Below are 25244 nucleotides of genomic sequence, written 5' to 3' on the forward strand. Positions count from 1 at the left end.
ATCGTGCCGGAGTCGATGGCGGCTGCCCCTACGGCAGTACCTTGCCGGGGTTCATGATGCCGCCCGGATCGATCGCCGCCTTGATCCGCTGCATCAGCGCCAGCTCGGTGCCGCCGCGCCAGTCCGGCATCATGTATGGTTTCAGTCTGCCGACGCCGTGTTCGGCCGAAAAGCTGCCGTCGTATTGGCGCACCACCTGGTTCACCGCGTCCATGATGATGTGGTCCTGGGCCAGGAACCATGCCGCGTCGGACCCGACCGGCTGCTCCAGATTGAAGTGAATGTTGCCGTCGCCGATATGGCCGAACGGAACCACGCGGACCCCGGGCAGAAGCGCCTCGCAGGCGGCGGTGGCCTGGCGGATGAAGCCGGGGACTTTCGACACCGGCACCGAGACGTCGTTCTTGACGCTGGCGCCTTCGCGTTTCTGCGCCTCGGAGTGTTCCTCGCGCAGGCGCCAGATCGCCGCGCGCTGGGCGTCGGATTCGGCGATCGCGGCGTCGTTGACGATGTCTTCACCGAGCGCCTGCTCCAGGATCTGTTCCAGCATGTCACGCAGGCCGGCGCCGGGGCGCGGCGAGGCGAGTTCCACCAGCACGTAGAACGGCGCGGGTGCTTCCAGCGGCAGCGTGGCGCCGGGGATGTGCTTGACCACGAACGACATGCCGAGGCCGGACATCAGTTCGAAGGCGCTGATCGAGGCGGCGTCGTGGGCCTGGAAACGGGTAAATAACGACAGTGCGGCTTCCGCCGAGTTCACCCCGCACAGCGCGACCGCGGTTTCCTTCGGCTGTGGTGCCAGTTTGAGCACGGCGGCGGTGATAATGCCCAGCGTGCCCTCGGAGCCGACGAACAACTGCCGCAGGCAGTATCCGGTGTTGTCCTTGCGCAACCGGCGCAGCCCGTTCCACACCGTGCCGTCGGGCAGCACCACTTCGAGGCCCAGCACTAGGTCGCGGGCATTGCCATAGCGCACGGTATTGTTGCCGCCAGCGTTGGTTGCCAGCACGCCGCCGATCTGCGCGGTGCCTTCCGAGGAGATCGACAGCGGCAGCAGGCAGCCTTGTTCGGCGGCGGCGAGTTGGGCGGCCTTCAGGGTGACGCCGGCCTCGATGGTCAGCGTCAGGTCGGCGGCGTCGAGCTCGCGGATGCGGTTCAGCCGAACGGTGGACAGGACCAGTTCGGATCCGTCCTCGTTCGGCACGGCGCCGCCGACCATGGATGTGTTGCCGCCTTGCGGCACGATCGGCGTGCCGGCGCGGGCGCACAGCGCCACCACGGCGGCGAGTTCCGCCGTGGTGCCGGGTCGGATGACGCCGCTGGTGCGGCCTTGGTAGAGCCGGCGCCAGTCCTCGGCGTAGGGCGCGGTGTCGGTGGTCTCGGTCAGGATGCCGCGGTCGCCGACGATGGTTCGGATGGCGTCCAGCAGATTGGCGGCGGGCAGGGCGGCATCGGGCATCGGCGGTTCCTTTCTGGTCGCTCGTTTAGCGCGGGTTCTGATTGGATGCACGCGCGGGGCGCATTGCTGAACGCCGGTTGCAGTCGAGAGGGCGGTTTGGGAGGCGAATGAAGGCGGCCACCAGATGTCGTTACCAAGGACGTTGTCCCCTCCGATGGCGGATTGTGCTTGCGCCGGAGTGGCCGGCATCAAGCCCAAGCCGCCTTCGGCGGTCGCTCCGCGAGGCTTGACCCGGGCCACTTCGACGCAGCGAGGCTCGGTATCGGAGTGTCGGTTGGTGTGCTCAGCGTGCGCGCCTGATGATCGAACGGCTGAAGCTGGCACGGCCAGAGCAACCGCTGCGCCGGATCCCCGCCAGCGCCGTTCCGACCACACCGACGATGCAGCACAGACCTTTGGCTTGCCGAATACAGGCGGCTTATGCCGCTCGTTCGGCGCCAATCCGCGAAGATGGCTTAGCGCTGGGTCCTAGGGCAATAGAAGGAACTGCGGCCGGATTGGACGATGCGTCTGATGCCGGAGCACGACGGATCGGCCGGGGCGCCCCCCGAGGCGATGCCGGGGCAGCCGGGGCAGGGCCGGCCTTCGCGGCCGTAGACATTGAAGGCGTGCTGGAAATATCCCAGTTCGCCGTTGGTCTGGACATAGTCGCGCAGCGACGACCCGCCGGCGGTGATCGCCTCGGTCAGGGTCTGCTTGATGGCCGGGACCAGGCGTTTGGTGCGTGCGCCGGGCACCGTGTAGGCGAGGCGCTGGGGCGAGATGGCGGCGCGGAACAGCGCCTCGCAGACGTAGATGTTGCCCAGGCCGGCGACGACCTTCTGGTCGAGCAACGCGGCCTTGATCGGTGTCTTCTTGCCGGCCAGGGCGGCGGCGAGCACCGCTGTGGAGAAGCTTTCGTCCAGCGGTTCGGGTCCCAGCCCGGCCAGCAAGCGGTGGCGGTCCTCGCGCTCGGTTTCGATCAGGTCGACGGAGCCGAAGCGGCGCGGATCGACGAAGCCGACCCGCCAGCCGTCGTCGGTTTCCAGTTCGAGATGTTCGTGCAGGGTGATGGCGTTGCGTCCGACCGGTTCGGCCAGCATGCGTCCCGACATGCCCAAGTGCAGCAGCACCGACCAGCCGTTATCCAACCGCATCAGGATGTATTTGGCGCGGCGGCGGAAGCTGGTGACGCGGGCGCCGGTCAGGGTGGCGGCGAGGCCGGGGGGCAGCGGCCAGCGCATATCCGGACGGCGGGCGACGGCACGCAGCAGCATGCGGCCTTGCAGGCGCTGGCGCAGGCCTCGCATCACGGTCTCGACTTCGGGGAGTTCCGGCATGGGTGGTTCCAGGATATACAGCCAGATCATGAGCGACCATCCCGCAGCGAGCGTCGATTTCGGCTTCCGACGGGTGGAGCGTGGGGCAAAGGCGGCGCTGGTGCGTGGCGTGTTCGACAGTGTGGCAGCGCGCTACGACCTGATGAACGACCTGATGTCGCTGGGCATCCACCGGGTGTGGAAGCAGATCTTCATCAGTGATTTGCAGCCGACTGCTGGGCACGTGCTGCTGGATCTCGCGGGCGGGACCGGCGACATCAGCTTCGGCTGGCTGCGGCGCGGCGGCGGCCCGGTGCTGCTGAGCGACATCAACTACGCCATGCTGTCGATCGGGCGTGACCGCGCGCTGGATCGCGGCCTGGGCGCCGAGGTCAGCCTGCTGGTGGCTGACGCCGAGACGCTGCCGCTGCCGGATCGCTGCGTGGATCGGGTCTCGATCGCGTTTGGCCTGCGCAACTGCACCGACAAGGCGGCGGTGCTGCGCGAGGCGCGGCGGGTGCTGAAGCCGGGGGGACGGTTCCTGTGCCTGGAGTTTTCCCGCCTGCGGGTTTACGCGCTGGGCCCGGTTTATGACGCCTGGTCGTTCGGGGTGCTGCCTCGGCTGGGGCAGATGGTGGCGGGCGATGCGGAGAGCTACCGTTATTTGGCCGAGAGCATTCGAACATTTCCGGCGCAGCAGGAACTGGCGACGATGATGCAGGAGGCCGGGCTTGACAGGGTCAAGGTGCGCAACCTGTCGGGCGGGATCGCGGCGATCCATTCGGGATGGCGGCTGTGACTTCGCGGGTGCGGGTTGCCGGGTCGGGCGGGGTGGGATGGCGGGCAAGGAGATGACCGGCGAAAAGAAAACCGGCAAGAAGGTGCTGCTGATCGTCGCGGGCGGGATCGCGGCCTACAAGGCGTTGGAGTTGATCCGCCTGCTGCGTCGGGCCGGCTGTGGGGTCAGTTGCGTGCTGACCGACAATGGCGGGCGGTTCGTGACGCCGCTGTCGCTGCAGGCGCTGAGCGAATCCAAAGTTTACGCCGATCTGTTCTCTTTGACCGACGAGTCGGAGATGGGGCACATCGAGCTGTCACGCGCGGCCGACCTTCTGGTGGTGGCGCCGGCGACCGCCAATATCCTGGCGAAGATGGCGGCCGGCGTGGCCGACGACCTGGCCACCACGGTGTTGCTGGCGACCGACAAACCTGTGCTGGTGGCGCCGGCGATGAATGTGCGGATGTGGCTGCACCCGGCGACAGTTGCGAACATGGCGACCCTGGCGGAGCGCGGCGTGCATGTCGTGCAGCCCAACGAGGGGCCGATGGCGTGCAACGAATTCGGTCCCGGCCGGCTGGCCGAGCCGCCCGAGATCCTGGCCGCGATCGAGGCAGTGCTGGCGGGCCCGACGATCGGAGCGGCCCCGACGAGCGGTGCATCGGCGCCGCTGGCGGGCCGGCACGCGCTGGTGACCAGTGGTCCGACGTATGAGCCGATCGACCCGGTGCGCTACATCGCCAATCGTTCGTCCGGGCGGCAGGGCCACGCCATCGCGGCGGCTCTGGCACAACTGGGTGCGCGGGTGACGCTGGTGTCGGGTCCGGTCAGCGTTGCCGATCCGGACGGCGTCAGTGTGGTGCATATCGAAAGTGCGCGCGAGATGCTGGACGCCTGCACGTCCGCGTTGCCGGCCGATATCGCGGTGTTCGCCGCCGCCGTAGCGGATTGGCGGGTGACGACGGCGGCGGTGGGCAAGATCAAGAAGCGACCGGGTGCCGAGCCGCCGACGCTGTCGCTGGTGGCGAATCCGGACATTTTGGCCTCGATTGCCGCCGCCGGCCCGGAGCGTCCCAGGCTGGTGGTCGGGTTCGCGGCCGAAACGGATGACCTGATGGCCAACGCTCAGTCCAAGCTGGCGCGCAAGAACGCCGATTGGATCGTGGCGAACGATGTCTCGCCGAGCAGCGGGATCATGGGTGGCGCGGAGAATGCGGTGCATCTGGTTTCCGCCTCGGGCATCGAGACGTGGCCGCGCCTGGCGAAGGACGATGTGGCGCGGCGGCTGGCTCGGCGCATCGCCGAGACGTTCGGCTGAGTGGGGGAGCGGCCTTGGCGGATCCGTCGGTTGCGGCAAGAGGATCTGCCGCTGCTGCGGCCATTGCGGCTGGAGGCGTTGCGTCGGCACCCCTCGGCGTTCGGTGTGGCGTTCGAGGAGGAGAGGTGCGGCGATCTGGGCCGGCTGATCGGCGAGGCGCCGAGTGTCACGCTGGGCGGCTTTGTCGGCGCCGCGCTGGTGGGATCGGTCGGCATGGTCGTTCCGGAGCGGGTCAAACAGCGGCACAAGGGTCACGTCGTCGGGGTTTACGTCGATCCCGCGTGGCGGCGGGCGGGGCTGGCGCGGGCGTTGCTGGACGGGCTGATCGAGCAGGCTCGGGCGCAGGGCCTGGTGCTGTTGACACTGTCGGTCACGGTGGGCAATGCGGCGGCTCGGAGTTTGTATGTCGGCGCCGGGTTCTCGGTCTATGGCGTGGAGCCTCGGAGCTTGCGGGTCGGAGACGACTTCCTGGACGAGGAGTTGATGGCGCTTCGATTGGATCGGACGGGAGCGCCGGTGGCTGAGGGGTGAAACTAGTGCGGCAAGGCCAGCGTCGCGACAGTTCCAGCATCGCCGTCCATCGACAGGGAGCCGTCATGGCGGGCGGCGAGACCGCGGGCGAGTGCCAGACCCTCACCGGCGCGAAGCTTGCCGGCGAAGCCCCAGCCGTTGTCGAGCACGGTCAGTGTGGTGCGGCAATCGTCGCTGACCAGGCGGACGGCGATGCGCCCGGTGGTACGGCCCTTCATGCCGTGCTTGACCGCGTTGCTGATCAATTCGTGGGCGCTGCGCAGCACCGCTTCGCGCAGGTTTGCCGGGCAGTAGCCGCGGATCGATATGCCGACGCGGATCACCTGATCGGTGTCGCGCATCATGTCGACCACCGCGCCGGCCAGATGGCGCAGCCGTTCCGCCATCGGCCCGGGCGCATTGGTCAGCCCGAACAGCGCGTCGGAAATCGTCGCTGACAGGCCGATGCGGTGTTCCAGTTCCTGGACGATCCTCTCGCCTTGCGGCGTGTCGCCGAGGCCCGGGGCTTCGGCGAACACGGCGATGATCCGCTGCAGCGCGTTCTTGGTATGATGGCGCAGTTGACGTAGGTCGAGTTCCTGTTCGGCGAGGTCATGATCATCGCTGCCGCGCGGGTCGGTGAAGCGGGTCATGGGCCGGTTCTGTTGGGTGCCGGCGTGGCGCCGCATGGCGGGCATGTAGGTAGCGACTTGCGACATGGCTAAAGCTTTCTGGTTTCGATGCGCTGTCGTTGCTGGGGGCGCATGTGAACGATGACGCCTTAAAATACGGTTAAGGGCGTTGTTCTTGGGATGGCCCGAGTCGTACGCGAGAAAGTTCCCTAAGTCAATCGATTTTTGCTATTTGATGGCATATTTATCACATGATGCAACTGTATGTTTCGAACGCGGTGGTAATCGCCCCAACGCACGTGTGTCCGACTGCCTGTATCGGTGGCCGGGATGCCGCACCTTTTGATGCGACCGGGCGGTGCAACCCGCAGCTTGGTTGGGCGCCTTATGAAGCAAAATGCATTGGCATTTCCAGTGCTCGCTGATCGGTCGTGCGGTTTATTCGCGGCGGTTCGATCGGTGACGTCCTGGATGTTCACGCGGACCAGCGGCTTTGACCGGTTTCCCGGCTGTCGACCTAGGACTGGGCGGGTCAGTACTGGACGTTGTCGCTAGTGCCGTTCGCTGTCGCGGCGGGGACGACCGATTCGGTTCACTAGTGCTGGGGGTGATCAGGCGGGCAGCAGTTCCGCCACCAGGGCGTCCCATTCCTGTTGCAGCGTATTGCTGGCCGGCGGGCGGCCGGCACGGCTGTACCAGTAACTCGCATTGGACGGGTCCGGCTCCTTGCGGTGCAGATAGGCGTGCACCGCTGCGCCGGCTGGACCGGACTCGGACTGGGCGCATTGATGGGCCTTGCCCCAGTCGCCCTTGGCGTCCCACCACAGCGCCTGCAGCGACAACGAGGCGGCTTGCGGCGGGGCGGCGGCGGTAAGCGAGTCGCGGAATTGCGCAGGGTCCATGGTCAAGCCGCCTTTGCGGTGGATCGGATCGAAGTCGCGCGTTACTGCCGAGATGGAGGGTGCCTGGCGTCGGTCAAGGGCATGCACGCACTCCTGCAGTGCGGGCGATGCGGCCCCCCGAGGTGGTTGACCCGCGGCAACTTGGCGGGGGATGCTCCGCGCTGATGGCCGGGACAACACGGCCTCGGGGAGAATGTATCATGGCCGGGCCGAACCTGTCGGCGACCGAAGCCGCGTTGGAGGGGCAGCGGATCGGTCCGCTACAGCTTCGGGTGGCGGCAATCTGCCTGCTGGCGCAGACCTTTGACGGCTACGACCTGAGCAGCATCAGCATGGCGGCGCCGGCGCTGTCGCAGGCGTGGCACCTGCCGGGCGCGGCGTTTGCCAGCAGCTTCGTGATGTCCAGTGTGGGTATCATGGCCGGAGCACTGATCTCGGGTCCGATTGGCGATCGGACCGGGCGCAAACCGGTGCTGCTGGCCAGCTTGATACTGCTGATGGTTTCGTCGCTGGCCTGCGTCTGGGCCGCGAGCGTTCCGGCGTTGGCGGCGTTGCGCTTTTTCACCGGGTTCGGCATCGGTACGCTGATGCCGGCGACGGTCTCGCTGAGTTCGGACTACCTGCCGGACCGTCTGCGCGCGAGCGTCATTATGGTGGTCTTCACCGGGGCGCCTTTGGGCGGCTTCCTGGGCGGCCAGTTGGTGGCGCAATTGCTGCCGATCTACGGCTGGAAGGTGATCTTTGTCATCGGTGGCATTCTGCCGATGCTGTTGATCCCCGTGGTGCTGTTCTGGCTGCCTGAATCACCCCGATTTCTGGTCAAGCGCGGCCGGCTGACGCCGCGCGCCGCGGCGTTGTTGCAGCGGCTGAAAATCGACCCGACCGCGACCGGCGACGGGTTGGACGTAGCCAGCGGAAATCCCGTGGCCGGATTGTTCCGCGACGGCCTGGCGCCGATCACGGTGCTGGTGTGGACGCTGTATTTCGCCAACCTGATCAGCATGTATCTGATCGGCTACTGGATGCCGACGGTGCTGCACATGTCGGGGCTGACGCCCGCGGACTCGGTGTTTGCCGCCAGCCTACGCGATGCCGGACCGTTGCTGAGCATCTTTATTCTCGCACCGCTCAGTCAGCGGTTCATGCCGCAGAGCGTGTTGGCGTTCAGCCTGGGGGCGGGGATCGTCGCGATCGGCGTGGTCGGGTTGCTGGACCTGCCGTATCTGCCACTGCTGGTGACGATCTTTGTTATCGGCTGCTGCACGACGGGCAGCATGACGGTGATCAACGGGATGACCGCGGCGCTGTATCCGGCTCGGGTGCGCAATACCGGGATGGGCTGGGCGCTGGGGATCGGACGCCTTGGCGGCATCGGCGGCCCGTGGCTGGGCGGCCTGCTATTGGGGCTGGGCTGGCCGCCACGGCAGATTTTTCTATTCGCATGCGTAACCGCGTTGGTCGCCGCGGTCAGCGTCATTCTGCTGCGGCTGCAGGTTCGGCGGCGGCCGCCATTGCCCGTGCTGGGGCGGGCGTAGAGCGTCAGGCGTGTAGCGCCCGCGCGTTTGGGCGGCGCGGCTTGCGCCGGCGCGACAAGCTTCGCAGGATGCGACGGCATTGGAATTTCAGATCCAAGAGATGCATCCTGGCTTTGCCGCCGAGGCCGGTTCGATCAACCTGTTGCTGTTCGACCTGAATGCGCACACGACGCAGGCTGGCTTCGTCTACCGTCACAGTTGGCGGGTCGGCGATCTGGTGATCTTGGACAATCGCTGGACGATGCATCGTGGCCGCCCGCTCCAGGAGGACCAGCCGCGCGACCGGCGCCGAGCGACGACGCTGGACACCGGGTCGAGCCTGGAGGAAGCGGCGTAGAGCCATCTCGCGGCGGCGAATGGTTTGCCGCGGCAGGGGCGGGCAGGGGAAAGCACATGAGCCTGGCGTTGCAAGGGATTCGCGTCATCGACATGACGCACAACCAGGCTGGGCCGGCCTGCGCCCAGATATTGGGATTCCTCGGGGCCGACGTGATCAAGCTGGAGGAGCCGAAAGGCGGCGACGTCGCGCGCACCAACATGCGCGACAAGCCAGACAGCGACAGTCTGTTCTTCCTGATGCTGAATGCCAACAAGCGCAGCCTGACGCTGAACCTGAAGAGCGAGGAGGGGAAGGCGCTGTTCCGCAAGGTGATCGCCGAATCCGACGTGCTGCTGGAAAATTTCGGCCCCGGCGCGCTGGACCGGCTGGGGCTGGGCTACGATGCGCTGGCGAAGCTCAACCCGCGGCTGATCTATGCCACGATCAAGGGGTTCGGGACGTATGGCCCCTATAGCGGCTACAAGAGCTTCGAGCCGATCGCCCAGGCGATGGGCGGTGCGATGGCGGTGACCGGGTTTCCGGAGAACCCGCCGACCTACGTGTTCCCCGCGATCGGTGATTCCGGCACCGGCATGCACATGGCGATCGGTATCCTGGCGGCACTGCAGCAACGGCACAGCAGCGGGCAGGGGCAGCATGTGGAAGTGTCGATGCAGGATGCGGTGGTCAATCTGATTCGCGTCAGCCTGCGCGACCACCAGCGCCACGGTCATCCGCCGCCGCGGGTCGGCAACCAGCTTGGCCACACGGTGCCCGGGACGACCTATCCTTGCGCGCCGGGCGGGGCGAACGACTATGTCTATATCTTCGTTCAGCCGCAGATGTGGAAGCCGTTTCTTGCCGCCATCGGGCAACCCGAACTGGCTGACGATCCGCGGTTCGCGACCGCCGAGGCTCGGTGGGACAACCGCGACGCGTTGAACGCCGTCGTTGGGCGCTGGACGTGTTCGCGCGGCAAGCACGAGGTGATGCGGATCCTGGGCGAGGCGGGGGTGCCCAGCGGAGCCTGTCAGGATACCGCGGAGGTGCTGGCCGACGAGCATCTGCTTGCTCGGGAGATGATCGTGGAGGTCGATTTCCCGACCCGGGGCAGCTATCAGACGGTTGGATGTCCGATCAAGCTGTCGGCGTCTCCAGCCGAGATCACCCGTCCGCCGCTGCTTGGGGAACATACCGATGAGTTGCTGCGGGGGCTTTGCGGGGTGGATCCGGAGGAGCTGCGGCGGCTGCGCGACGGCGGCGTAGTGTAGCCTGGTTTGCGGGACGTCGGCTTGAGGGAGATTGTATAGGCGGGCACTATAGTATGTCCCGTTAAGTAAATGCTAATGAATATTCTCAAAAAACGAATTTGACATTCAAGCATCGACTTGCGATGGTGGGTTTATCGCAGACTGTTCTATTTGCTCGCGGCTTCGCGTCCAGGTCGAGGCGCGGCCGAACCGTTGCCTCTTTGGGGCAGATATCGAAGGGCCTGATGCGTCTTACCGAGGGTCATTTGGATCAGCACATTCTTATTGACGGGCGACGGCCGGTTAAACGTTGCGGGCATCCCGCGCGGGTTGGCTGGCGGCGGTGCGGTGCAAGGCCGGGCGAGCGGCGGATCAGCCGCGGATCCGGTTCGGGGGCAGCGATGAGCAGCGAACCGCGACACACATGAGCGGCATGCAGTCCTCGGGTACCCACACCTATTACTGGTCCAATGGATATGGGGGCGCCTGGGGCTCCGCGGCGAACTGGTTCGATGCCACCGCCGGGACGGTTGCCGCGGTCGCGCCGGGCAGCGGTGCCAGCGTCGGCATCAACGGCGGGGTGAACGAGACTTTCATCAATATCGTCGGCGGCGGGGCGGCGGCACAGCTTGCGATCAGCAACGAAGTACTGCTTTGGGGAAGCGACGCGGTTGCCGGTTCGGTGGCGCTTGCCGGCGCCGCCGATCTGGAACTGGATGGCGGGGCCAGCCTGTCGGCGGTCGCGCTGGCCCTTGCCAACGGCGCATCACTGGAGGTTGGCGGCGGCAGCACCGCGACGGTGAGCGGGGCGGCGACGCTGGCGGCCGGTTTCCTGGTCGCCACCAATGGCGGCAAGGTGCAGTTGAGCTCGTTGATCGCCAACAGCGTCAACAATGGGTTCGTCACCGTCGGCGGCACTGTTGCGGTGGATGGCAATTCCTCGATCGAGATCGGCACCACCGGCGCGGTGGCGCTGGGCGCGCTGACGATCGATCGCGGTTTTTCGGCGGCGGTGAGCGGTGTCATCGACGGCAACGTCGTTGTCAACGGGATGCTGGGTGTGCAGGCCCATGGGACCCTGGCGATCGATCTGGCGGACCCGTTCGGCAATCCGCAGGGCATCTCCGGCAGCGGCACGCTGGGCTTGAGCGAGAACAGCCTGCTGACGCTTGGCATAGCGGACAGCGCTGCGATCCGGTTCGGCGGCCCGGCCGGCACGCTGGCGCTGGATGTGCTGCCGAGCGGGACGATCAGTGGCTTTGCTTTGGGTGATGTGATCGAGATTGTCGGTCATGGCAGTGCGCTGGCAACCGGGGTCAACTACAGCCAGACCGGCAGCAACGTCGCTACCCTGACCTTGTCGAAGGGCGGGGTCTCGGTGGGGACGCTGGCGTTGGCCGGAGATTACACGGGCAGCCTGTTTCACCTGGCGGTCGATCCGTATGGCGATGCGCTGATCTCGCTGCAGACCATCGGCAGCGCCGCGGCGCAGCCCAGCCTGATCGTCGGTTCGGCGGGTTACGACACGCTGAACGCGACGGCGAACAATCAGACGTTGACCCCGCTGGGCGGCAACGACTTGCTTGGCGCGGGCAGCTTCACCGGGATCGACTTCAAGGATACCAGCGCCGACCTGACCGGGGCGACGATAACGGCGTTCGGCACATCTTCGATGATCGACCTGACCGACATGAATGTGGCGACGGTCTCGGTCGGCTATATTTCAGGCGTCGGCGGACTGGGCACGTTGAGCGTCGCCGACGGCACGCATGCGGCGAGCATCGGGTTGATGGGCAATGCGTTGCCGCCAGGTTACTTCACCGCCGGGTCGGATGGCGCCGCGGGCACCTCGGTGCAGTTCACCGCGGTGAACACAGATGCCTATCTGTTCGGTTCGACGGTGGGCGGGTTCGCCACGGCGGCGAAGTGGCAGGACGTCACTAGCGGCGGTCCGGCCGTGCTGGCACCGAGCTATGGCAATGCGGTGACGATCGCGGGTGGTGCGGCGATGAGCAGCGACGTCACCGGGACAGGCTTTGCCGCCAGCCTGGCTACCAGCGGCAATGTGCTGCTGTGGGGCAGCCTGGCGATCGGCACGAAGGTGAGCGGGGTCAGCGGCAACTTGTCGCAGAGCGGCATGCTGGTGCTGGACGGCGCGGCTAATCTTTCGCTGGCGGGCACGGCGGCGATCGGTGGTCTGGTCGAGGTTGGGGGTGCCAGCAGGCTGACCGCGGCGGGGCTGGTGTTTTCCGCCAACTCCGGGTCGTTGCTGGCGATCAATGGCGGCGCGGTGCAGGCGGCGGCGGTGCTTCCGGTGGCGAGTTATTCCGGCGGGGCGCAGTATGATACCTCGGTCATCGGCGTGGACGGTGCTTCCAGCATCGAGTTCGGCACGCTGGGAACGGTCGCCAAGGGTGCGCTGACGATCGACAGCGGCGTGGCGGTCGATCTGGCCGGAACCATCGACGGCAACGTGGTGGTCAACGGCACGCTGATCATTGCCGGAACGCTGGCAATCGCGCCGTTCGGTTCGGCGCCCGGGTCGATCATCGGGGCGGGCACGATCGCGCTGACCTGGGGCGACATGCTGACGCTGAGCGGAGCCGACAGCGCCTCGATCCTGTTCAGCCAGGCGTCGTCGGGGGCGGCCGCCAGCAGTGCCGAGACGCTGGTACTGTCCGCCATCATGCCGACCGGGACGATCAGCGGGTTTGCCGCGGGTGACGTGATCACCGTGGCGCGGGCGGTTACCGGTGTCAGCTACAGCCAGAGTGGCGGCAGCGGCAGGCTGACGCTGCTGAACGGTGCCAGCGTGGTTGGCACGCTGAACCTGGCGGGCGTTTATGTCCCCGGTCAGTTCCAGGTGCAGCAGGCGGCCAGCGGGCTTTCGAGCAGCATCATCTATACGGCGGCGCCGAGCATGGTGACAGGCAACCAGATCAGCGGCAACGGCGATAGTTACAGTTGGAACAACACGGCTGGCGGGGTTTGGAGCAACTCGGGCAACTGGACCGACACGACGGTTGGCGCGACGCTGTCAACCGCGCCGGGTAATGGCAACGCGGTGTTCATCAACGACGCGACCGGGATCGACGCGGCGCAGGTGATCTCGGGCAACGGGTCGGCGGCTTCGCTGAGCATTTCCGGCGCCGCCAACACGGTGTTGACCGGGACGTTATCGGTGGCCGTGCAGTTTTCCGTCGCCAGTTTCGGCGCCGGTTCGGGTGACGTGGGGTTGAGCAACGGCGCGACCCTGATGGCTGGCAGCCTGAATGTGACGTCGCCGCTGACGCTTTCCGGCGGCAGCGTGCTTACGGTGCTGGGGTCGGGCGGCGGCAGCTTCGTTTCCGGCAGCCTTGGGGTGTTCGGCGGCAGCGCGGTGACGGTGATCGGCGGGAGCAGCGTGGTGACCGGCACGATCGCGGTGGACGCTGCGTCGAGTTTCGAATTCGGCGGGGTCGGAGGCGCGGCGGCGGGCGCGGTGACGATCGATGCCGGGCAGGCGCCGACGCTGCAAGGGGTGGCGACGATCGCGGGTCGGCTGGTGGTGAACGGCAGCTTGCTGGTCTATTCGGGAACCATCGGCGGTTTCGCCGGGTCGGTCGGTTCGATCAGCGGCGGCGGCACAATCACGATCGGGGCGTTGGGGCCGTCGGGGTTGCTGACCTTGAACGCCTCGGACAGTGCCGCGATCGCGTTTCAGGGGTACTTTATCGGCGGCGTTGCCTATGCGAGCGAGACGCTGGTGTTGAATGGGCCGTTGCCGACCGGGTTGATCAGCGGTTTTGTCGCCGGCGACAGCATTATTGTGGGACGCACGGTGACCGGTGTCGCCTACACACAGATGAGTCCCGGTCAGGGCACTCTGACGTTGACCAACGGCGCGACGACGGTCGGGGCGCTGACGCTGAGTGGAAACTATGCGGCCAATCTGTTTCAGCTCGACGTTGCCGCGGCGACCGGGTTGGCGACGATCTCGGTGCAGAGCGCGATCAGTGGGGCGGGCAGTGCGTTTGCCGATAATGGGTCGCATGGCTATGGCTGGGCCGGCGGCAGCGGCGGCAGCTGGAACTCGGGCGGCAACTGGATCGATACGACGGCCGGGGTCACGCCGGGCACCATGCCGGGGGCGTTGGATCCCGTCAGCATCGCCGGCAGCATGGTTGCCGGGCAATACACGAGTATTGGCGGCAATGGGTCGGGCGCCAGCCTGACGATCAGCGGCAACGTGCTGCTGACCGGGCTGATTTCGGTTGGCGGCCAGGTGCAGGTAGTTGCCGGGTCGGGTACGTCGGGCGCGCTGGTGCTGGATAATGGTGCCGGGCTGACCGCCGGGGGCGGGGCGACAGTGACCGGCCGGCTGCAGGTCGAGGGCGGCAGCTCGGCGACGATCGCCGGAAATGCGACATTGCTGGGCGGGTCGCTGCTGGCTTTGGGCGGCAGCACTTTGCAAGCCGGAGGGCTGATCGGCAACGGCGGTGGCGATGTGATCGTGGTGGACGCCAACTCCAGTCTGCGCATCGGTGCGCCGACGACGGCTTATGCCGGCACGTTGACGTTGTCGCCCTCGGCGACCGCGGTGTTCTCCGGTTCGATCTACGGCAGTGTGGTGGCGAACGGTGCGTTCTGGGTCAATGCCGGGGGCGCGCTGATGATCGACATGGCGGGAACTGCCAAGAGCGACCCGTTCGAGGCCAATCCGACGGTTAGCGGGTCCGGCAGCTTCTTTTTGACCGAGGGCAGCACGTTGGGCCTGGGTGTCAGCGACAGCGTGGCGATCCAGTTCGCTGGCCCGAATGCGACGCTGCTGCTGGCGGCGCTGCCCACGGCCTCGATCAGCGGCTTCGTCGCCGGCGACACCATCCAGGTGGACCAGACGGTGACCAGCCTGGTGTTCAGGCAGGTGACCGGGTCGAGCGCCACGCTGACCCTGAACAACGGTTTCAACTATGTCGGGACGCTGAAGCTGGCGGGCAATTATAGTGCCGGCAACAATGCCTTCCACCTCGATTCGGCGGCCAATGGGGCGACGGCGGTGATTACCCTGCAGTCGCTGCAGATCGCGCCGATGCAGCCGACATTGATCCAGGGCACCGTCGGGTCCGATCTGCTGACGGCGACCGCGAACGGGCAGATCCTGACCGGGCTTGGCGGCGGCGACACCATGAGCGGTGGCGGTTTCGGGGGGATCGTGTTCAAGGACGTCACTGCGTCGTTAGGCGGCAGCACGTTCACGGGTTTTGCCACCTCCGACATCGTCGATTTCACCGACTTGAGGGCCGCCGCCGCGGTGGTGAGTTACGGCAATGGGGCATTGTCGGTCAGCGATGGCGTCCATTCGGCGACGCTGGGCCTCGGATTCGGCAGCGCGCCGCCGACTGGTTCGTTTCACATAGCCAGCGACGGTGCCGGGGGGACCAGCCTGACCTGGCATTGAACCGAGCATCGAGTCGACGACCGGTTGAAGTCAGTGCTGCAGCACCGGCAGGGCGATGTGGATGGCGATCAGGATCAGCACCAGTATCACCGCCACCCGGATCAGGCCGCCGAACAGCCGCAGCGCGCCGATGATGAGCAGGACCGCGACGGCGACCAGGATCGCGGTCTGGATCGGCGGCGGCAGTCCGAACTGGGTAAGCTGGGCGCGCAGCCAGACCTCGACCGTGACCAGGGCGGCAACGACGACGTTGCCCAGCGAGATCAGCAGGTCGAGCAGGCTGCGGACGAAATTCGAGGCGCTGTTCATCGTGTTCTTCCCGGGGCCAGCATCGGCGCATGAGGTCGTGCCGAAGTGTGGCGGATTACAGGTTTTGTCACCGGATCGTGACGATTTTGCACCATCTTGTCGGTGCCCTCGGCAGTTGCATAACACCGGCGATCGTGACGCGCACCGTGCCGCGCGCTACACCGACGGGGTCAATCGGAGGAACGGTCATGACCACGATCGCGATGAATTTCGCTTCACCCCGCCTGTTGCTGGTGCAGGCCGGGGCAGTTCGCCAGATCGCCGAGGTGCTGGCGAAGTTCGGGCTGTCGCGGCCGTTGGTGGTCAGCGATCCGTTCATGGTCAGTTCGGGGCACCTGCGACACTGCCTGGACCCGCTGGCGGCGGCCGGGCTCGCGGTATCGGTTTTCAGCGATACCGTGGCGGACCCGACCGACACGGTGGTCGAGGCCGGTGTGGTGGAGCTGAAGCGTGGGGCGTTCGATTGTTTGATTGGATTCGGCGGCGGGTCGCCGATCGATACCGCGAAGGCGATGGCGATCCTGGCGGCGGGTGGCGGCAAGATGCGCGACTACAAGGCTCCGTTCGCCGCCGATCGGGGGGCGCTGCCGGTGATCGCGGTTCCGACCACGGCGGGCACCGGCAGCGAGTGCACCCGCTTCACGGTGATCACCGACACCGAGCGCGACGAGAAGATGCTGATCGCCGGGCTGGGGGCGCTGCCGCTGGCGGCTTTGGTGGATTACGAACTGACCTATTCGGCGCCGCCGCGCACCACCGCTGACACCGGGGTGGACAGCCTGACCCACGCGCTGGAGGCGTATGTGTCGAAGCGCGCCAACCCGATTTCGGATGCACTGGCGCTGTCGGCGATGGGGTTGATCGGCGGCAACATTCGAACGGCGTATGGCGAACCGCGCAATGCCTTGGCGCGGGAGGCGATGATGTTGGGGGCGACCGAGGCGGGTCTGGCATTCTCCAACAGTTCGGTGGCGCTGGTGCATGGCATGTCGCGGCCAATCGGGGCGCATTTCCACGTACCGCACGGGCTGTCGAACGCGATGCTGCTGCCGGCGGTGACGCGGTTCTCGGTCGGCGGAGCGGAGGCGCGCTATGGCGAGGCGGCGCGGCGCATCGGTTTCGCCGCGGCAGCGGATGGCGACGCGACGGCGGCGGCGAAGCTGATCACCGGGCTGGAGCGGCTGAATCGGGGTCTGTCGGTGCCGACGCCGGCCGATTACGGGATCGAGGAGGCGGCGTGGAGCGGCAAGCTGGGATTGATGGCCGAGCAGGCGCTGGCCTCGGGCAGCCCGGGGAACAATCCGGTGGTGCCGACGGCGGAGCAGATCGTCGGGTTGTATCGCGAGGTGTGGACCGGGGCGGCGGCGAACCGGTAGCCCAAGGGTTCCTGCGCTGGAAGCGGTGTGGCGCGGCTGGACCGTTTGTGCCCAAGCCGTGGTCCAGCTGGCGCGGGTCGGCCGCGCCAACCGGATCGTTGAGTCAATCCTTGAGCGGCGGGGTGCCTTCGTGAGCGACCAGCAGGTCGTGCATGTCGGTGGCGTGTTCCTCCTCGACCGAAAGAATGCCTTCCAGCATGACCCGTGTCGACGGATCGTCGTCGCCGAAGTAGCGGATCAGTTCGCGGTAGTGGTCGACGGCGATGCGTTCGGCGACTAGGTTTTCCTTGATCATGTCGATCAAGTTCTCGCCCTCGGCGTATTGCGACGCGGACCGCGTCGCCATGCCTTCGGGGTTGAAGTTTGGGGCGCCCCCGAGCTGGTCGATGCGTTCGGCGACCGACATCATGTGGGCCTGCTCTTCCTTGGCGTGTTCGGCGAATTCGGCCTTGACGCCCTCGCTGGAAATCCCGGTCGCGGTGATGGCGTGCATGGTGTAGCGCAGCACGCAGACGATCTCGGTCGCCAGCACCGATTGCAGGATTTCGATCGCCTTTTTGACGTCGCCGCCATAGGTCGTGGTGATCAGGCCGTCGGACATGTTCTGCCGGGCACGCTCGCGTAACGTCTTGACGTCAGTCAGGAACGGCTTCTTTGAGGCGTCTTTGCTGGTTGGTGCGCTGCTCACCACGATCTCCCGTTATTGGTCGGACTCTCTACATCGCTACCTAGTGCGGCATGGCCGGATTGACGAGGCGCCAAAGGCGCTCGGTCGGCCGGTTGACTTGACATTCCTGTCATCCCCTTCCCAGGCTGGCAACAGGGGGAGAGACGATGAAACTGTTCGGCACCGTGCGCTGGGCCGTCGTGGGGCTGTTGTTCCTGGGCGGGATGATCAGCTACCTGGACCGCGCAGCGCTGTCGGTGGCGGCGCCGTTGCTGAGCAAGGAACTGAGCCTGTCGCCGGCTGAACTGGGGATGGTGTTCAGCGTATTCTTCTTCGGCTACGCGGCGTTCTGCTTCGTCGGTGGCTACGCGTCGGACCGGATCGGCGGCAGGAACGTGTTCGCCATCGCATCGGTCGTGTGGTCGGTGTTCTGTGGCTTGACCGCGATGGTGTTCAGCTTCGGGTCGTTGCTGATCGTGCGGCTGATTTTCGGCATGGGCGAGGGGCCGTATGGGTCGGCGGCCAACAAGCTGGTGAGCAACTGGTTTCCGCGCCGCCAGCAGGCAACCGCGGTCGGGTGGGCGAATGCCGGAACGCCGCTGGGCGGGGCGCTGGCTGGTCCGATCGTCGGGTTCATCGCGTTGGCTTGGGGCTGGCGGGCATCGTTCGTGATCATCGCCGCCATCGGGTTGTGCTGGTCCGCGGCCTGGATGCTGATGGTGACCGAGCGCCCCGAGCATAATAGTCATGTGAGCGCGGCGGAGGCCGCCGAGATCGCGGCGGATCAGGACGCTGCCACGAGTGGGCCGACGGTCTCGCTGGGGTCGCTGCTGGCTCGTCCGGCGGTGCTGGCGACGGCGTTCGCGTTTTTCGGCTACGCCTACATCCTGTATTTCTTTCTGTCGTGGTTCCCGACCTATCTGACGACGGCTCGGCATCTGAGCCTGCAGAGCATGAGTTTCGTCAGTACCATCCCGTGGCTTTTGGGGTTCATCGGGTTGGCGGCGGGTGGATCGGTGTCCGATGCCATCTTCCGCATCACCGGTAACGCGGTGCGGGCGCGCAAGCTGGTGCTGGTGGTGGCGCTACTGATTGCTGCCTTGTGTGTCGCTTTGGCTGGCAGCGTGGAGACCGTTCAGGCTGCGGTCGGGCTGATGGCGGTGTCGGTTTTCTTCATGTATCTGACCGGCAATACCTATTGGGCGATCATCCTCGACACGGTGGACAGGGACCGGGTCGGCGGGGTCGGCGGGTTCGTGCATCTGATCGCCAACCTGGCGGGGATCGTTGCACCCTCGGTTACCGGGTTCATGGTGCAGGCGACCGGCGGCAGCTACGCTGGTGCGTTCGGTCTGGCCGGTGGGATCGCCGTGCTGGGGGCGCTGTCGGTTGCGGTGTTCGTTCGTGCGCCGGTGGGATCAGTGGGGTTGGCGGCGGCCGGCACTCGGGTGTGAGTGCCGCCTGGTCAATAAATCGCCCCCGAGGTGGGATTTGCAATCGTGTCGGGCAGCGGTCCGGGGGCGGTATCTTGTGCTATCGGTTTGCCCGCGGTTTCCGGCCCCAGGAAGGTGCAGGCGAGGCCGACGAGCAGCATGCAGGCGGCCAGGAACAGGAAGGCGGGTGTCACGGCCTGCGCCGTCGCCTTGGGCGAGACGAAATTATCCGCCCCGGCGATCAGCGCCAGGCAGAGCGGGCCCACCACCTTGCCGCAGCCGTTCGCGGCCTGGGACAGTCCGGCGGCGCGGGCACCGAGGCGCACGCCGTAGGCTTCGACGGCCCATGGGGTGATGTTGGAGGCCTCGCCTTCCAGGAACAGCGAGGTGACGATCATCGCCAGCACGAACACCGGCACGCCGATCATGAAGACCGGCTCGTAAGAGTAGGCCGCCAGCGCCAGGGCCACGGCGGCGCCGTAAGCGGTGACCTCACCGCAGCGTTTGCGACCGAGCCATTGCGCCAGGAACGAGAATAGGACCTTGCCGGTCAATCCGGCGGCGGTGACGTAGACGAAATAGGCGGCGGCCTGGCGGGGGGTGATGCCCAGCAGCAGGGCGACGACGGTCGGCCCCCAGAGCAGCATGCCGTAGATCGCGGTGGCGAGGCCCAGCCATGTCAGGCCGACGAAGGCGAACAGCCGCGGGTGGTGCAGAAGTTCACTCAGGCTGGCGCGTGGCGCGATGGGGGGTGGGACGGTGGGCAGCGGTATCGTGTCCAGCGGCGCCCGCAGCGTCCATGCGACGGTGGTTCGGGCGTCGGCGAAGCGGCCCTTGACGGCCAGCCAGCGGGCCGATTCCGGCAGCGCGAAGATATAGACGAAGCCCATCAGGGCCGGGACAAGGCCGAGCGTGGCGACGCCTCTCCAGCCTAGCACGCCCAGCAGGTTGGCGGAGGTGAGCGCGGCGAGGAAGCTGCCGAAGGTGGCGAACACGATCAGAAGGCTGGTGACGACGGTGCGGTTTCGGGTCGGGGTGTATTCGACGATCAAGGCGGTGATCGCGGTGGCGCAGCCGGCCAGGCCGACGCCGACGAAGAAGCGCAGCACGGCGAATGTCATCCAGTCGCCGTCGCGGACCAGTGCGATGCTGCCGGCGGCGATGGCGCAGACGAAGCTGCCGGCGACCAGCATTGCCTTGCGGCCCCAGGCATCGCTGAGCGGTCCCCAGACCAGGGCGCCACAAATCGCCCCCAGGCCGCCGCCGAGCAGCATCAGCGAGGATTGGCCGTAGGTGAGATGCCATTGCGGCCCGACCACGGCGACGAGGTAGCCGACGACGAAGAAATCGAAGAAATCGAGTGCGGCGCCGACTGCAAGCAAGGCGAACAGGGTCCAATAGCGGGCGTCGAGGCGGCCGCGATCGAGGTGACCCAGCATGGCCTCGGTGGTCACGGATTGCATTGTGTTGCTCCCCTGTTTTCCGGATCGAGCCGGTTGATTTTGCTTGGACGTCAGACATCGCCGGCGTCGAGGTCGTTGGAGGGTAAGCCGAATTGGGCGGCGGCGCGCAATAGGTCGGTTTCAGCCTGCCGCTAAAGGCTGAGTTCGGTTCGCACGGTGGGCCGGTCAAGTCTCGGCGGCGGTCGTTCAGGCGGTGCGGCTGACCCAGTTGCCGTGGAAGCCGAATGGCACGCGGTGGTCGAGCTTGACCGTGGCGATTGGTCCTCGCTGGATTGCGTCGGTGTCCAGGACCAGCAGATCGCTGCGGCGCTCGGCGGCGCGCCAGGCGACGGTCAGCAGCCAGCCGTCGCCCTCGGGTGCGGAAGGGCTGCGCGGTACGAAAACCGGCTCCGACGCCGCGTCGCCGGGCGGCAGCGTCAGTTGGTCGCGGCGTCCGGACACCAGATCGAGCCAGACGATGGTATCGAGGGCGCCGTCTGGACGGGTCTTGCCGGCAAAAGCGCCGAACCGGTTGGCCGAACCGGCGCGGCGTTCGTCGAAGCGCGGAAATTCGCTGGTCATGTCGTCGAGTTCGGTGGATTTGAAGGCGTCGGTGCCGGCGTCGAGGTCCAGCGTCCAGCGCTTCAGCCTGGCGCGGGTGGCGGCCGGGTCCGACGGGCGGCCATCGGCGCGCGGGAACAGCGGCGGTTCGTCGTACTGCATGACATCGGCGACGATCCGGTTGCCGTCGTCCCAAGCGTTCATGACGTGAAACACGAAGCAGGTCTCGGCGCGGAACCAGCGCAGCGAGGCGACGCCCTGGTCGCGGCGGATCACTCCGATATGGCCGCCGAGGTCGGGGTCCCAGGCGTAGGGCATCTGCCCGGATTGGGCGCGTTCCAGGCTGAAACCGAGCGGAAGTATTGGGAACAGCACGTGCCGGTCGGTGACGGCAAAGTCGTGCACCATGCTGCTGTAAGGGGCTTCGAACGGGTCGAAGCGGGTCACCTTGCCGGCTGACGTGATCGTGCCGTAGGTCATGCCGGCCGCCTGTTCGCCGCCGGATGCGTAGCCGAAGAACACCATTTCGCCGGTGATCGGATCGATCTTCGGGTGGGCGGTGAAGGGACCTCGGAGCGCTCCGGCGAAATTTTGTACGCCGCGCGTGGATAGTGTTGCCGGGTCGAGTTCGAACGGCAGGTGGGCTTCCTCGAGCGCCAGCAGGCGACCGGCGTGGAACACGATGCTGGTGTTAGCGACGCCGGTATCGGCGAGGCGGCCGTCGGGGTCGGGGGGGCCCTCGAACGCCGGTGGCAGTGAATGACCGGCGGCGTTTTCGGCGCGCCATTTATCGGTGCGGACCCAGCGGTTTTGGTAGCTGGCGCGGCCATCGTGGAGGCGGAAGGCGTGGATCATGCCGTCGCCGGCGAACCAGTGATGGCGTGCCGGGTCGAGCGGCATGAACTGTGGATTGGGGCCGTTGCGGAACAGCGTGCCGTCGAGCCCGCGTGGCAACTCGCTGATGACCGGAAGGCCGGTCAGGTCGTATTCCTGGTGGATCGGCTGGAAGTTTGCATCGGTATCGAGGCTGGGGCTGTCCGACATCGAAGGCCTCGCGAGGTCGATCTTCACATTGTTCGATCGCGTGGCGGATGACAAGTCCAACGGTTCACGGTGCAATGGCGGTCAGACTGGCAAGCGACCGAGTGGCAAGGCTACCGAGTGGCAAGCGAAAGAGTGGCAAGCGACAGAGTGGCGTCAATCACGGTTTGGCCCAGCCGGCAGCGGCGTGGACGCGGATCGCATCGCCTTGCGTATCATCAACCGTCGGCGCGGGTCGGTGCCCGCGTCATGCGCCGGCGGTGGGACCGTTCAACGATAGCTGACGGCCGACCAGTTCGGCCAGTACGGTCGGTGACAACGGTATCGTCGGCACCAGCAGAAATGGTTGCTCTGGTTTTGCCGGCGGGTCGGCAGCGGCTGGGTCGGCTGGGGTGTGAGGTCCGGCGGACGACGGGGCGGCAACCGAAGGCAGAGAGGAGGTCCGATCAGGTGGCAGGTAGCCACTTCCGCCCATCGCGGACACGGTATCGATCGACATTATTGATAATCCTGTCCAATGTCCCCAATAACGCAAAGCAGCCGTAAGTAGCGGGCAAGGCCGGCAGCAAACGACGAAAAGCAATCGGCGGCCAGAAACCAGATCAGCAATCGACGTGCCATAGTTACCAGCTTGATTCGGCGAAACAAATCTTGCCGCGAGGCTCGGCGGATTTTGCCGATGGGCAAGCTCTATCGAGCAGTTTTTGCCGGGCGGCTGATCGGGTCGGCATCGCGTCTCGCCAGCGCCAGCAGCCGGTCCAACGCCGGACCGTCGGACAACACGGCGGCTTTCTCGGCGGCGTTCAGCGCGGGCCACACGGTGTCCAGGCATTCGGCCTCGGCCAGTTGGGCAGTGCCGGTCAGCAGCGCGACGTTCAGCGGATCGATCCCGGGCCGGCGCGGCGGCGGCAGCATTTGCCGATGGGCGGCCAACAGTGCCGGGTCGTGCAGCAGCGCGGAGACGCTGTCGGGCGCCGGTTCGGCCTGTGGTTCGAGCTCCGAACGGCGCGACAGCGCCTGGGCCCGACGCAACACCTCGGGCGGATGCAGTTCCTCGGGTATGCGCAGCAGGCCGATGCGCCGCAACCCCATGCCCAGGGACCGCCGCCCGGTCAGCGCGGCGAGCGGGACCGCCAGCGCCAGACCCAGCACCACGGGCAGCATCCACAGCGCCAGGTAGGGCGAGACCGCCCAGGCGCCGATCCCCAGCAGCACGCCGAGGATGGTATGGCGCCGGTACAGCCGGACGATGTCGCGCAACGGTACGCCGCCGTCGTCGCGGCGTTGCGCGTTCCACCCGGAGTCGCGTCCCAGCAGGATGGCGACGACGTCGATCGATTGGGTCAGCATGACCACCGGGGCCATCAGCCCGGCGATCAGGGTTTCCAGCAAAAGGCTGCCGAGCAGCCCGAGGAATCCGCCGCAGCCGCGGCGGAGATCGCGATGGGCCATGACGGTGAGCATGCCCAGCAGCTTGGGCACCAGCAGCAGCGCCATGGTGCCGATGAACACCCACATGGCTCGCACCGGGTCGATCACTGGCCATTGCGGGAACAATGACTTGCCGTTGGAGGGGAAGTAGTCCGGCGGGATGAAGCGCGCCTGCAGCGCGATCAGCACGCCGCTCAGCAGGAACAGCAGCCAGAGCGGGGCGGTGATGTAGGATCCGATTCCGGTCAGCAGGTGCATCCGGCTGATCATGTGCAGGCCGCGCGCCGGCAGCACCGCCATATGCTGCAGGTTGCCCTGGCACCAGCGGCGGTCACGCACCGCGAGGTCGATCAGCGACGGCGGGCTTTCCTCGTAGCTGCCTTCCAGGCCCGGCATCATGTGGATGGCCCAGCCGCCGCGGCGCATCAGCGCGGCCTCGATAAAGTCGTGGCTCATGATATGGCCGCCGAATGGTTTGCGGCCGTGCAGCTCGGGCAGGCCGGCCTGGCCGGCGAAGGCGACGGTGCGGATCAGCGCGTTGTGGCCCCAGTAGTTGCCCTCGGCGCCGTGCCACCAGGCGATACCGTGCGCGATCAGCGGGCCGTAGACCCGGCCGGCGAACTGCTGCATCCGGGCGAACAGGGTGGTGCCGCCGGTGATGATCGGCAGGGTCTGGATCAGGCCGACATCGGGATGGGCCTCCATTGCGCGGACCAGGGCGAGCAGGGTGTCGGCGCGCATCACGCTGTCGGCGTCGAGGATCAGGAATTGCGGGTAGGCGGCGCCGAAGCGGGTGACCCATTCGGCGATGTTGCCGGCCTTGCGGGCGGTGTTGTCGGCGCGGTGGCGATAGAAGATGCGGCCGGCGCCGCCGGTTTGACGGCACAGGTCGAGGAAGGCTTTTTCTTCCTCGATCCAGACCTCGGGGTTGGTGGTGTCGCTGAGTATGAAGATGTCGAACAGATCGCCGGCACCGAGGCACTGGATCGCTTCGACGATCGCTTGCAGGCCGGCGGTGACGCGGGAGGGGGATTCGTTGTAGGTCGGCATCAGCAGCGCGGTGCGGGTCGCGGGTAGGGTGCCCGGCGCGGCGAGGCGTTGTCCGCCGCGGGCGAGGACCGAGGCGAAACCGGCGATCGCGCTGGTGAACGACAGCGCGATCCAGGCGAACAGCGCGACGAACAGGGCCAGCATGAAGATTGCTAGCGGGGTGGCGCCGTTGACCGCCAGCACGCGGTACATTTCCCGAGCGCCGAACCCGGTCATGACGATGGCGCCGCCGATGACGAGCAGGCGGCGCAGGGCCATGGCGCGCGGCGCGGAGGCGAAGCGGCCGGACCGGGGCGGGTCCGACGACTGGGTCGGTGGCGCCTGACCGGCTGACGCCTGGCGCGGCGACGTTTGGCGCAGCGACTGGGTCGGCATTGCCAACGGCGCGTCCGGCGGCAGTGGTTGGAACGTCAGGCCGGCGTCCATGTCAGGCCCGTATCCATGTCGGTCTTAGATCCATGTCGGTTCTGGGTCCATGTCAGCCTTAGGTTTACCT

19 protein-coding genes are annotated in these 25244 nt (G+C 66.7%); 9 read left to right on the top strand and 10 right to left on the bottom strand.

What is annotated here, in order from left to right; genetic code table 11:
• Positions 1 to 28: 28 nt before the first annotated feature.
• Positions 29 to 1459 carry an FAD-binding oxidoreductase gene (locus ACQY4T_RS12770; protein ID WP_428542519.1) on the bottom strand — a complete coding sequence of 477 codons (1431 nt, stop codon included), beginning with the start codon at positions 1457 to 1459 and terminating at the stop codon, positions 29 to 31.
• Between the two features lie 455 nt (positions 1460 to 1914).
• Entirely contained in the window at positions 1915 to 2778 is an 864-nt protein-coding gene (gene mutM, locus ACQY4T_RS12775) for a bifunctional DNA-formamidopyrimidine glycosylase/DNA-(apurinic or apyrimidinic site) lyase (protein ID WP_428542843.1), read from the bottom strand.
• A gap of 28 nt (positions 2779 to 2806) precedes the next feature.
• Between mutM and ACQY4T_RS12780 the strand changes: the two genes are divergently transcribed.
• The 3 genes from ACQY4T_RS12780 to ACQY4T_RS12790 are packed head-to-tail and all read left to right on the top strand — an operon-like array spanning position 2807 to position 5384.
• Complete coding sequence (locus ACQY4T_RS12780) at positions 2807 to 3556, top strand: class I SAM-dependent methyltransferase (RefSeq protein ID WP_428542522.1); 750 nt, start codon at positions 2807 to 2809, stop codon at positions 3554 to 3556.
• A 37-nt stretch (positions 3557 to 3593) separates the two neighbouring features.
• Positions 3594 to 4853, top strand: a complete 1260-nt coding sequence (gene coaBC / locus ACQY4T_RS12785; RefSeq protein ID WP_428542525.1) for a bifunctional phosphopantothenoylcysteine decarboxylase/phosphopantothenate--cysteine ligase CoaBC — start codon at positions 3594 to 3596, stop codon at positions 4851 to 4853.
• A gap of 30 nt (positions 4854 to 4883) precedes the next feature.
• Complete coding sequence (locus tag ACQY4T_RS12790) at positions 4884 to 5384, top strand: GNAT family N-acetyltransferase (RefSeq protein ID WP_428542528.1); 501 nt, start codon at positions 4884 to 4886, stop codon at positions 5382 to 5384.
• A gap of 2 nt (positions 5385 to 5386) precedes the next feature.
• Here ACQY4T_RS12790 and ACQY4T_RS12795 read toward each other — a convergent pair whose 3' ends face one another.
• Together ACQY4T_RS12795 and ACQY4T_RS12800 are read right to left on the bottom strand one after the other, a co-directional pair.
• Entirely contained in the window at positions 5387 to 6082 is a 696-nt protein-coding gene (locus ACQY4T_RS12795) for an ATP-binding protein (RefSeq protein ID WP_428542531.1), read from the bottom strand.
• Between the two features lie 524 nt (positions 6083 to 6606).
• Positions 6607 to 6897 carry a hypothetical protein gene (locus tag ACQY4T_RS12800; RefSeq protein ID WP_428542534.1) on the bottom strand — a complete coding sequence of 97 codons (291 nt, stop codon included), beginning with the start codon at positions 6895 to 6897 and terminating at the stop codon, positions 6607 to 6609.
• 200 nt (positions 6898 to 7097) lie between these two features.
• On the opposite strand from ACQY4T_RS12800, the gene ACQY4T_RS12805 reads away from it, so the two are divergent.
• The 4 genes from ACQY4T_RS12805 (at position 7098) to ACQY4T_RS12820 (ending at position 15438) form a co-directional block, all read left to right on the top strand.
• Complete coding sequence (locus tag ACQY4T_RS12805; RefSeq protein ID WP_428542537.1) at positions 7098 to 8432, top strand: MFS transporter; 1335 nt, start codon at positions 7098 to 7100, stop codon at positions 8430 to 8432.
• 79 nt (positions 8433 to 8511) lie between these two features.
• A complete protein-coding gene (locus ACQY4T_RS12810; RefSeq protein WP_428542540.1) occupies positions 8512 to 8769 on the top strand; it encodes a TauD/TfdA family dioxygenase in 258 nt (85 codons plus the stop codon).
• Positions 8770 to 8825: 56 nt separating this feature from the next.
• Positions 8826 to 10022, top strand: coding sequence for a formyl-CoA transferase (locus tag ACQY4T_RS12815; protein ID WP_428542543.1), 1197 nt, complete (start codon positions 8826 to 8828; stop codon positions 10020 to 10022).
• A 403-nt stretch (positions 10023 to 10425) separates the two neighbouring features.
• Positions 10426 to 15438: a beta strand repeat-containing protein gene (locus ACQY4T_RS12820; RefSeq protein ID WP_428542546.1), complete on the top strand. Its 5013-nt coding sequence runs from the start codon at positions 10426 to 10428 to the stop codon at positions 15436 to 15438.
• A 30-nt stretch (positions 15439 to 15468) separates the two neighbouring features.
• On the opposite strand, the gene ACQY4T_RS12825 is transcribed toward ACQY4T_RS12820, so the two are convergent.
• Complete coding sequence (locus tag ACQY4T_RS12825; protein WP_428542549.1) at positions 15469 to 15747, bottom strand: hypothetical protein; 279 nt, start codon at positions 15745 to 15747, stop codon at positions 15469 to 15471.
• Positions 15748 to 15935: 188 nt separating this feature from the next.
• Here ACQY4T_RS12825 and ACQY4T_RS12830 point away from each other — a divergent pair, with 188 nt between their 5' ends.
• Positions 15936 to 17123 (top strand): iron-containing alcohol dehydrogenase, encoded by a 1188-nt coding sequence (locus ACQY4T_RS12830; protein WP_428542552.1) that lies wholly within the window; start codon positions 15936 to 15938, stop codon positions 17121 to 17123.
• 103 nt (positions 17124 to 17226) lie between these two features.
• Here the strand turns inward: ACQY4T_RS12830 and ACQY4T_RS12835 are convergent, their stop codons facing one another.
• On the bottom strand, positions 17227 to 17811 hold the full coding sequence (locus ACQY4T_RS12835; RefSeq protein ID WP_428542555.1) for a ferritin-like domain-containing protein: 585 nt from the start codon (positions 17809 to 17811) through the stop codon (positions 17227 to 17229).
• 146 nt (positions 17812 to 17957) lie between these two features.
• On the opposite strand from ACQY4T_RS12835, the gene ACQY4T_RS12840 reads away from it, so the two are divergent.
• Entirely contained in the window at positions 17958 to 19244 is a 1287-nt protein-coding gene (locus ACQY4T_RS12840; protein ID WP_428542558.1) for an MFS transporter, read from the top strand.
• Positions 19245 to 19255: 11 nt separating this feature from the next.
• Here the strand turns inward: ACQY4T_RS12840 and ACQY4T_RS12845 are convergent, their stop codons facing one another.
• From ACQY4T_RS12845 to mdoH, 4 genes are all read right to left on the bottom strand, one after another.
• Complete coding sequence (locus tag ACQY4T_RS12845; RefSeq protein ID WP_428542561.1) at positions 19256 to 20686, bottom strand: MFS transporter; 1431 nt, start codon at positions 20684 to 20686, stop codon at positions 19256 to 19258.
• A gap of 186 nt (positions 20687 to 20872) precedes the next feature.
• The gene (locus tag ACQY4T_RS12850) at positions 20873 to 22270 is read right to left on the bottom strand and encodes a carotenoid oxygenase family protein (RefSeq protein ID WP_428542564.1); all 1398 of its coding nucleotides are present in this window, start codon (positions 22268 to 22270) and stop codon (positions 20873 to 20875) included.
• A gap of 244 nt (positions 22271 to 22514) precedes the next feature.
• Positions 22515 to 22766, bottom strand: a complete 252-nt coding sequence (locus ACQY4T_RS12855) for a hypothetical protein (protein ID WP_428542567.1) — start codon at positions 22764 to 22766, stop codon at positions 22515 to 22517.
• Positions 22767 to 22957: 191 nt separating this feature from the next.
• Positions 22958 to 25174, bottom strand: coding sequence for a glucans biosynthesis glucosyltransferase MdoH (mdoH, locus tag ACQY4T_RS12860; RefSeq protein ID WP_428542570.1), 2217 nt, complete (start codon positions 25172 to 25174; stop codon positions 22958 to 22960).
• Between the last annotated feature and the right edge of the window lie 70 nt (positions 25175 to 25244).

Origin of the sequence: Rhodopila sp. (assembly GCF_965277825.1) — a bacterium.
Classification (GTDB): domain Bacteria; phylum Pseudomonadota; class Alphaproteobacteria; order Acetobacterales; family Acetobacteraceae; genus Rhodopila.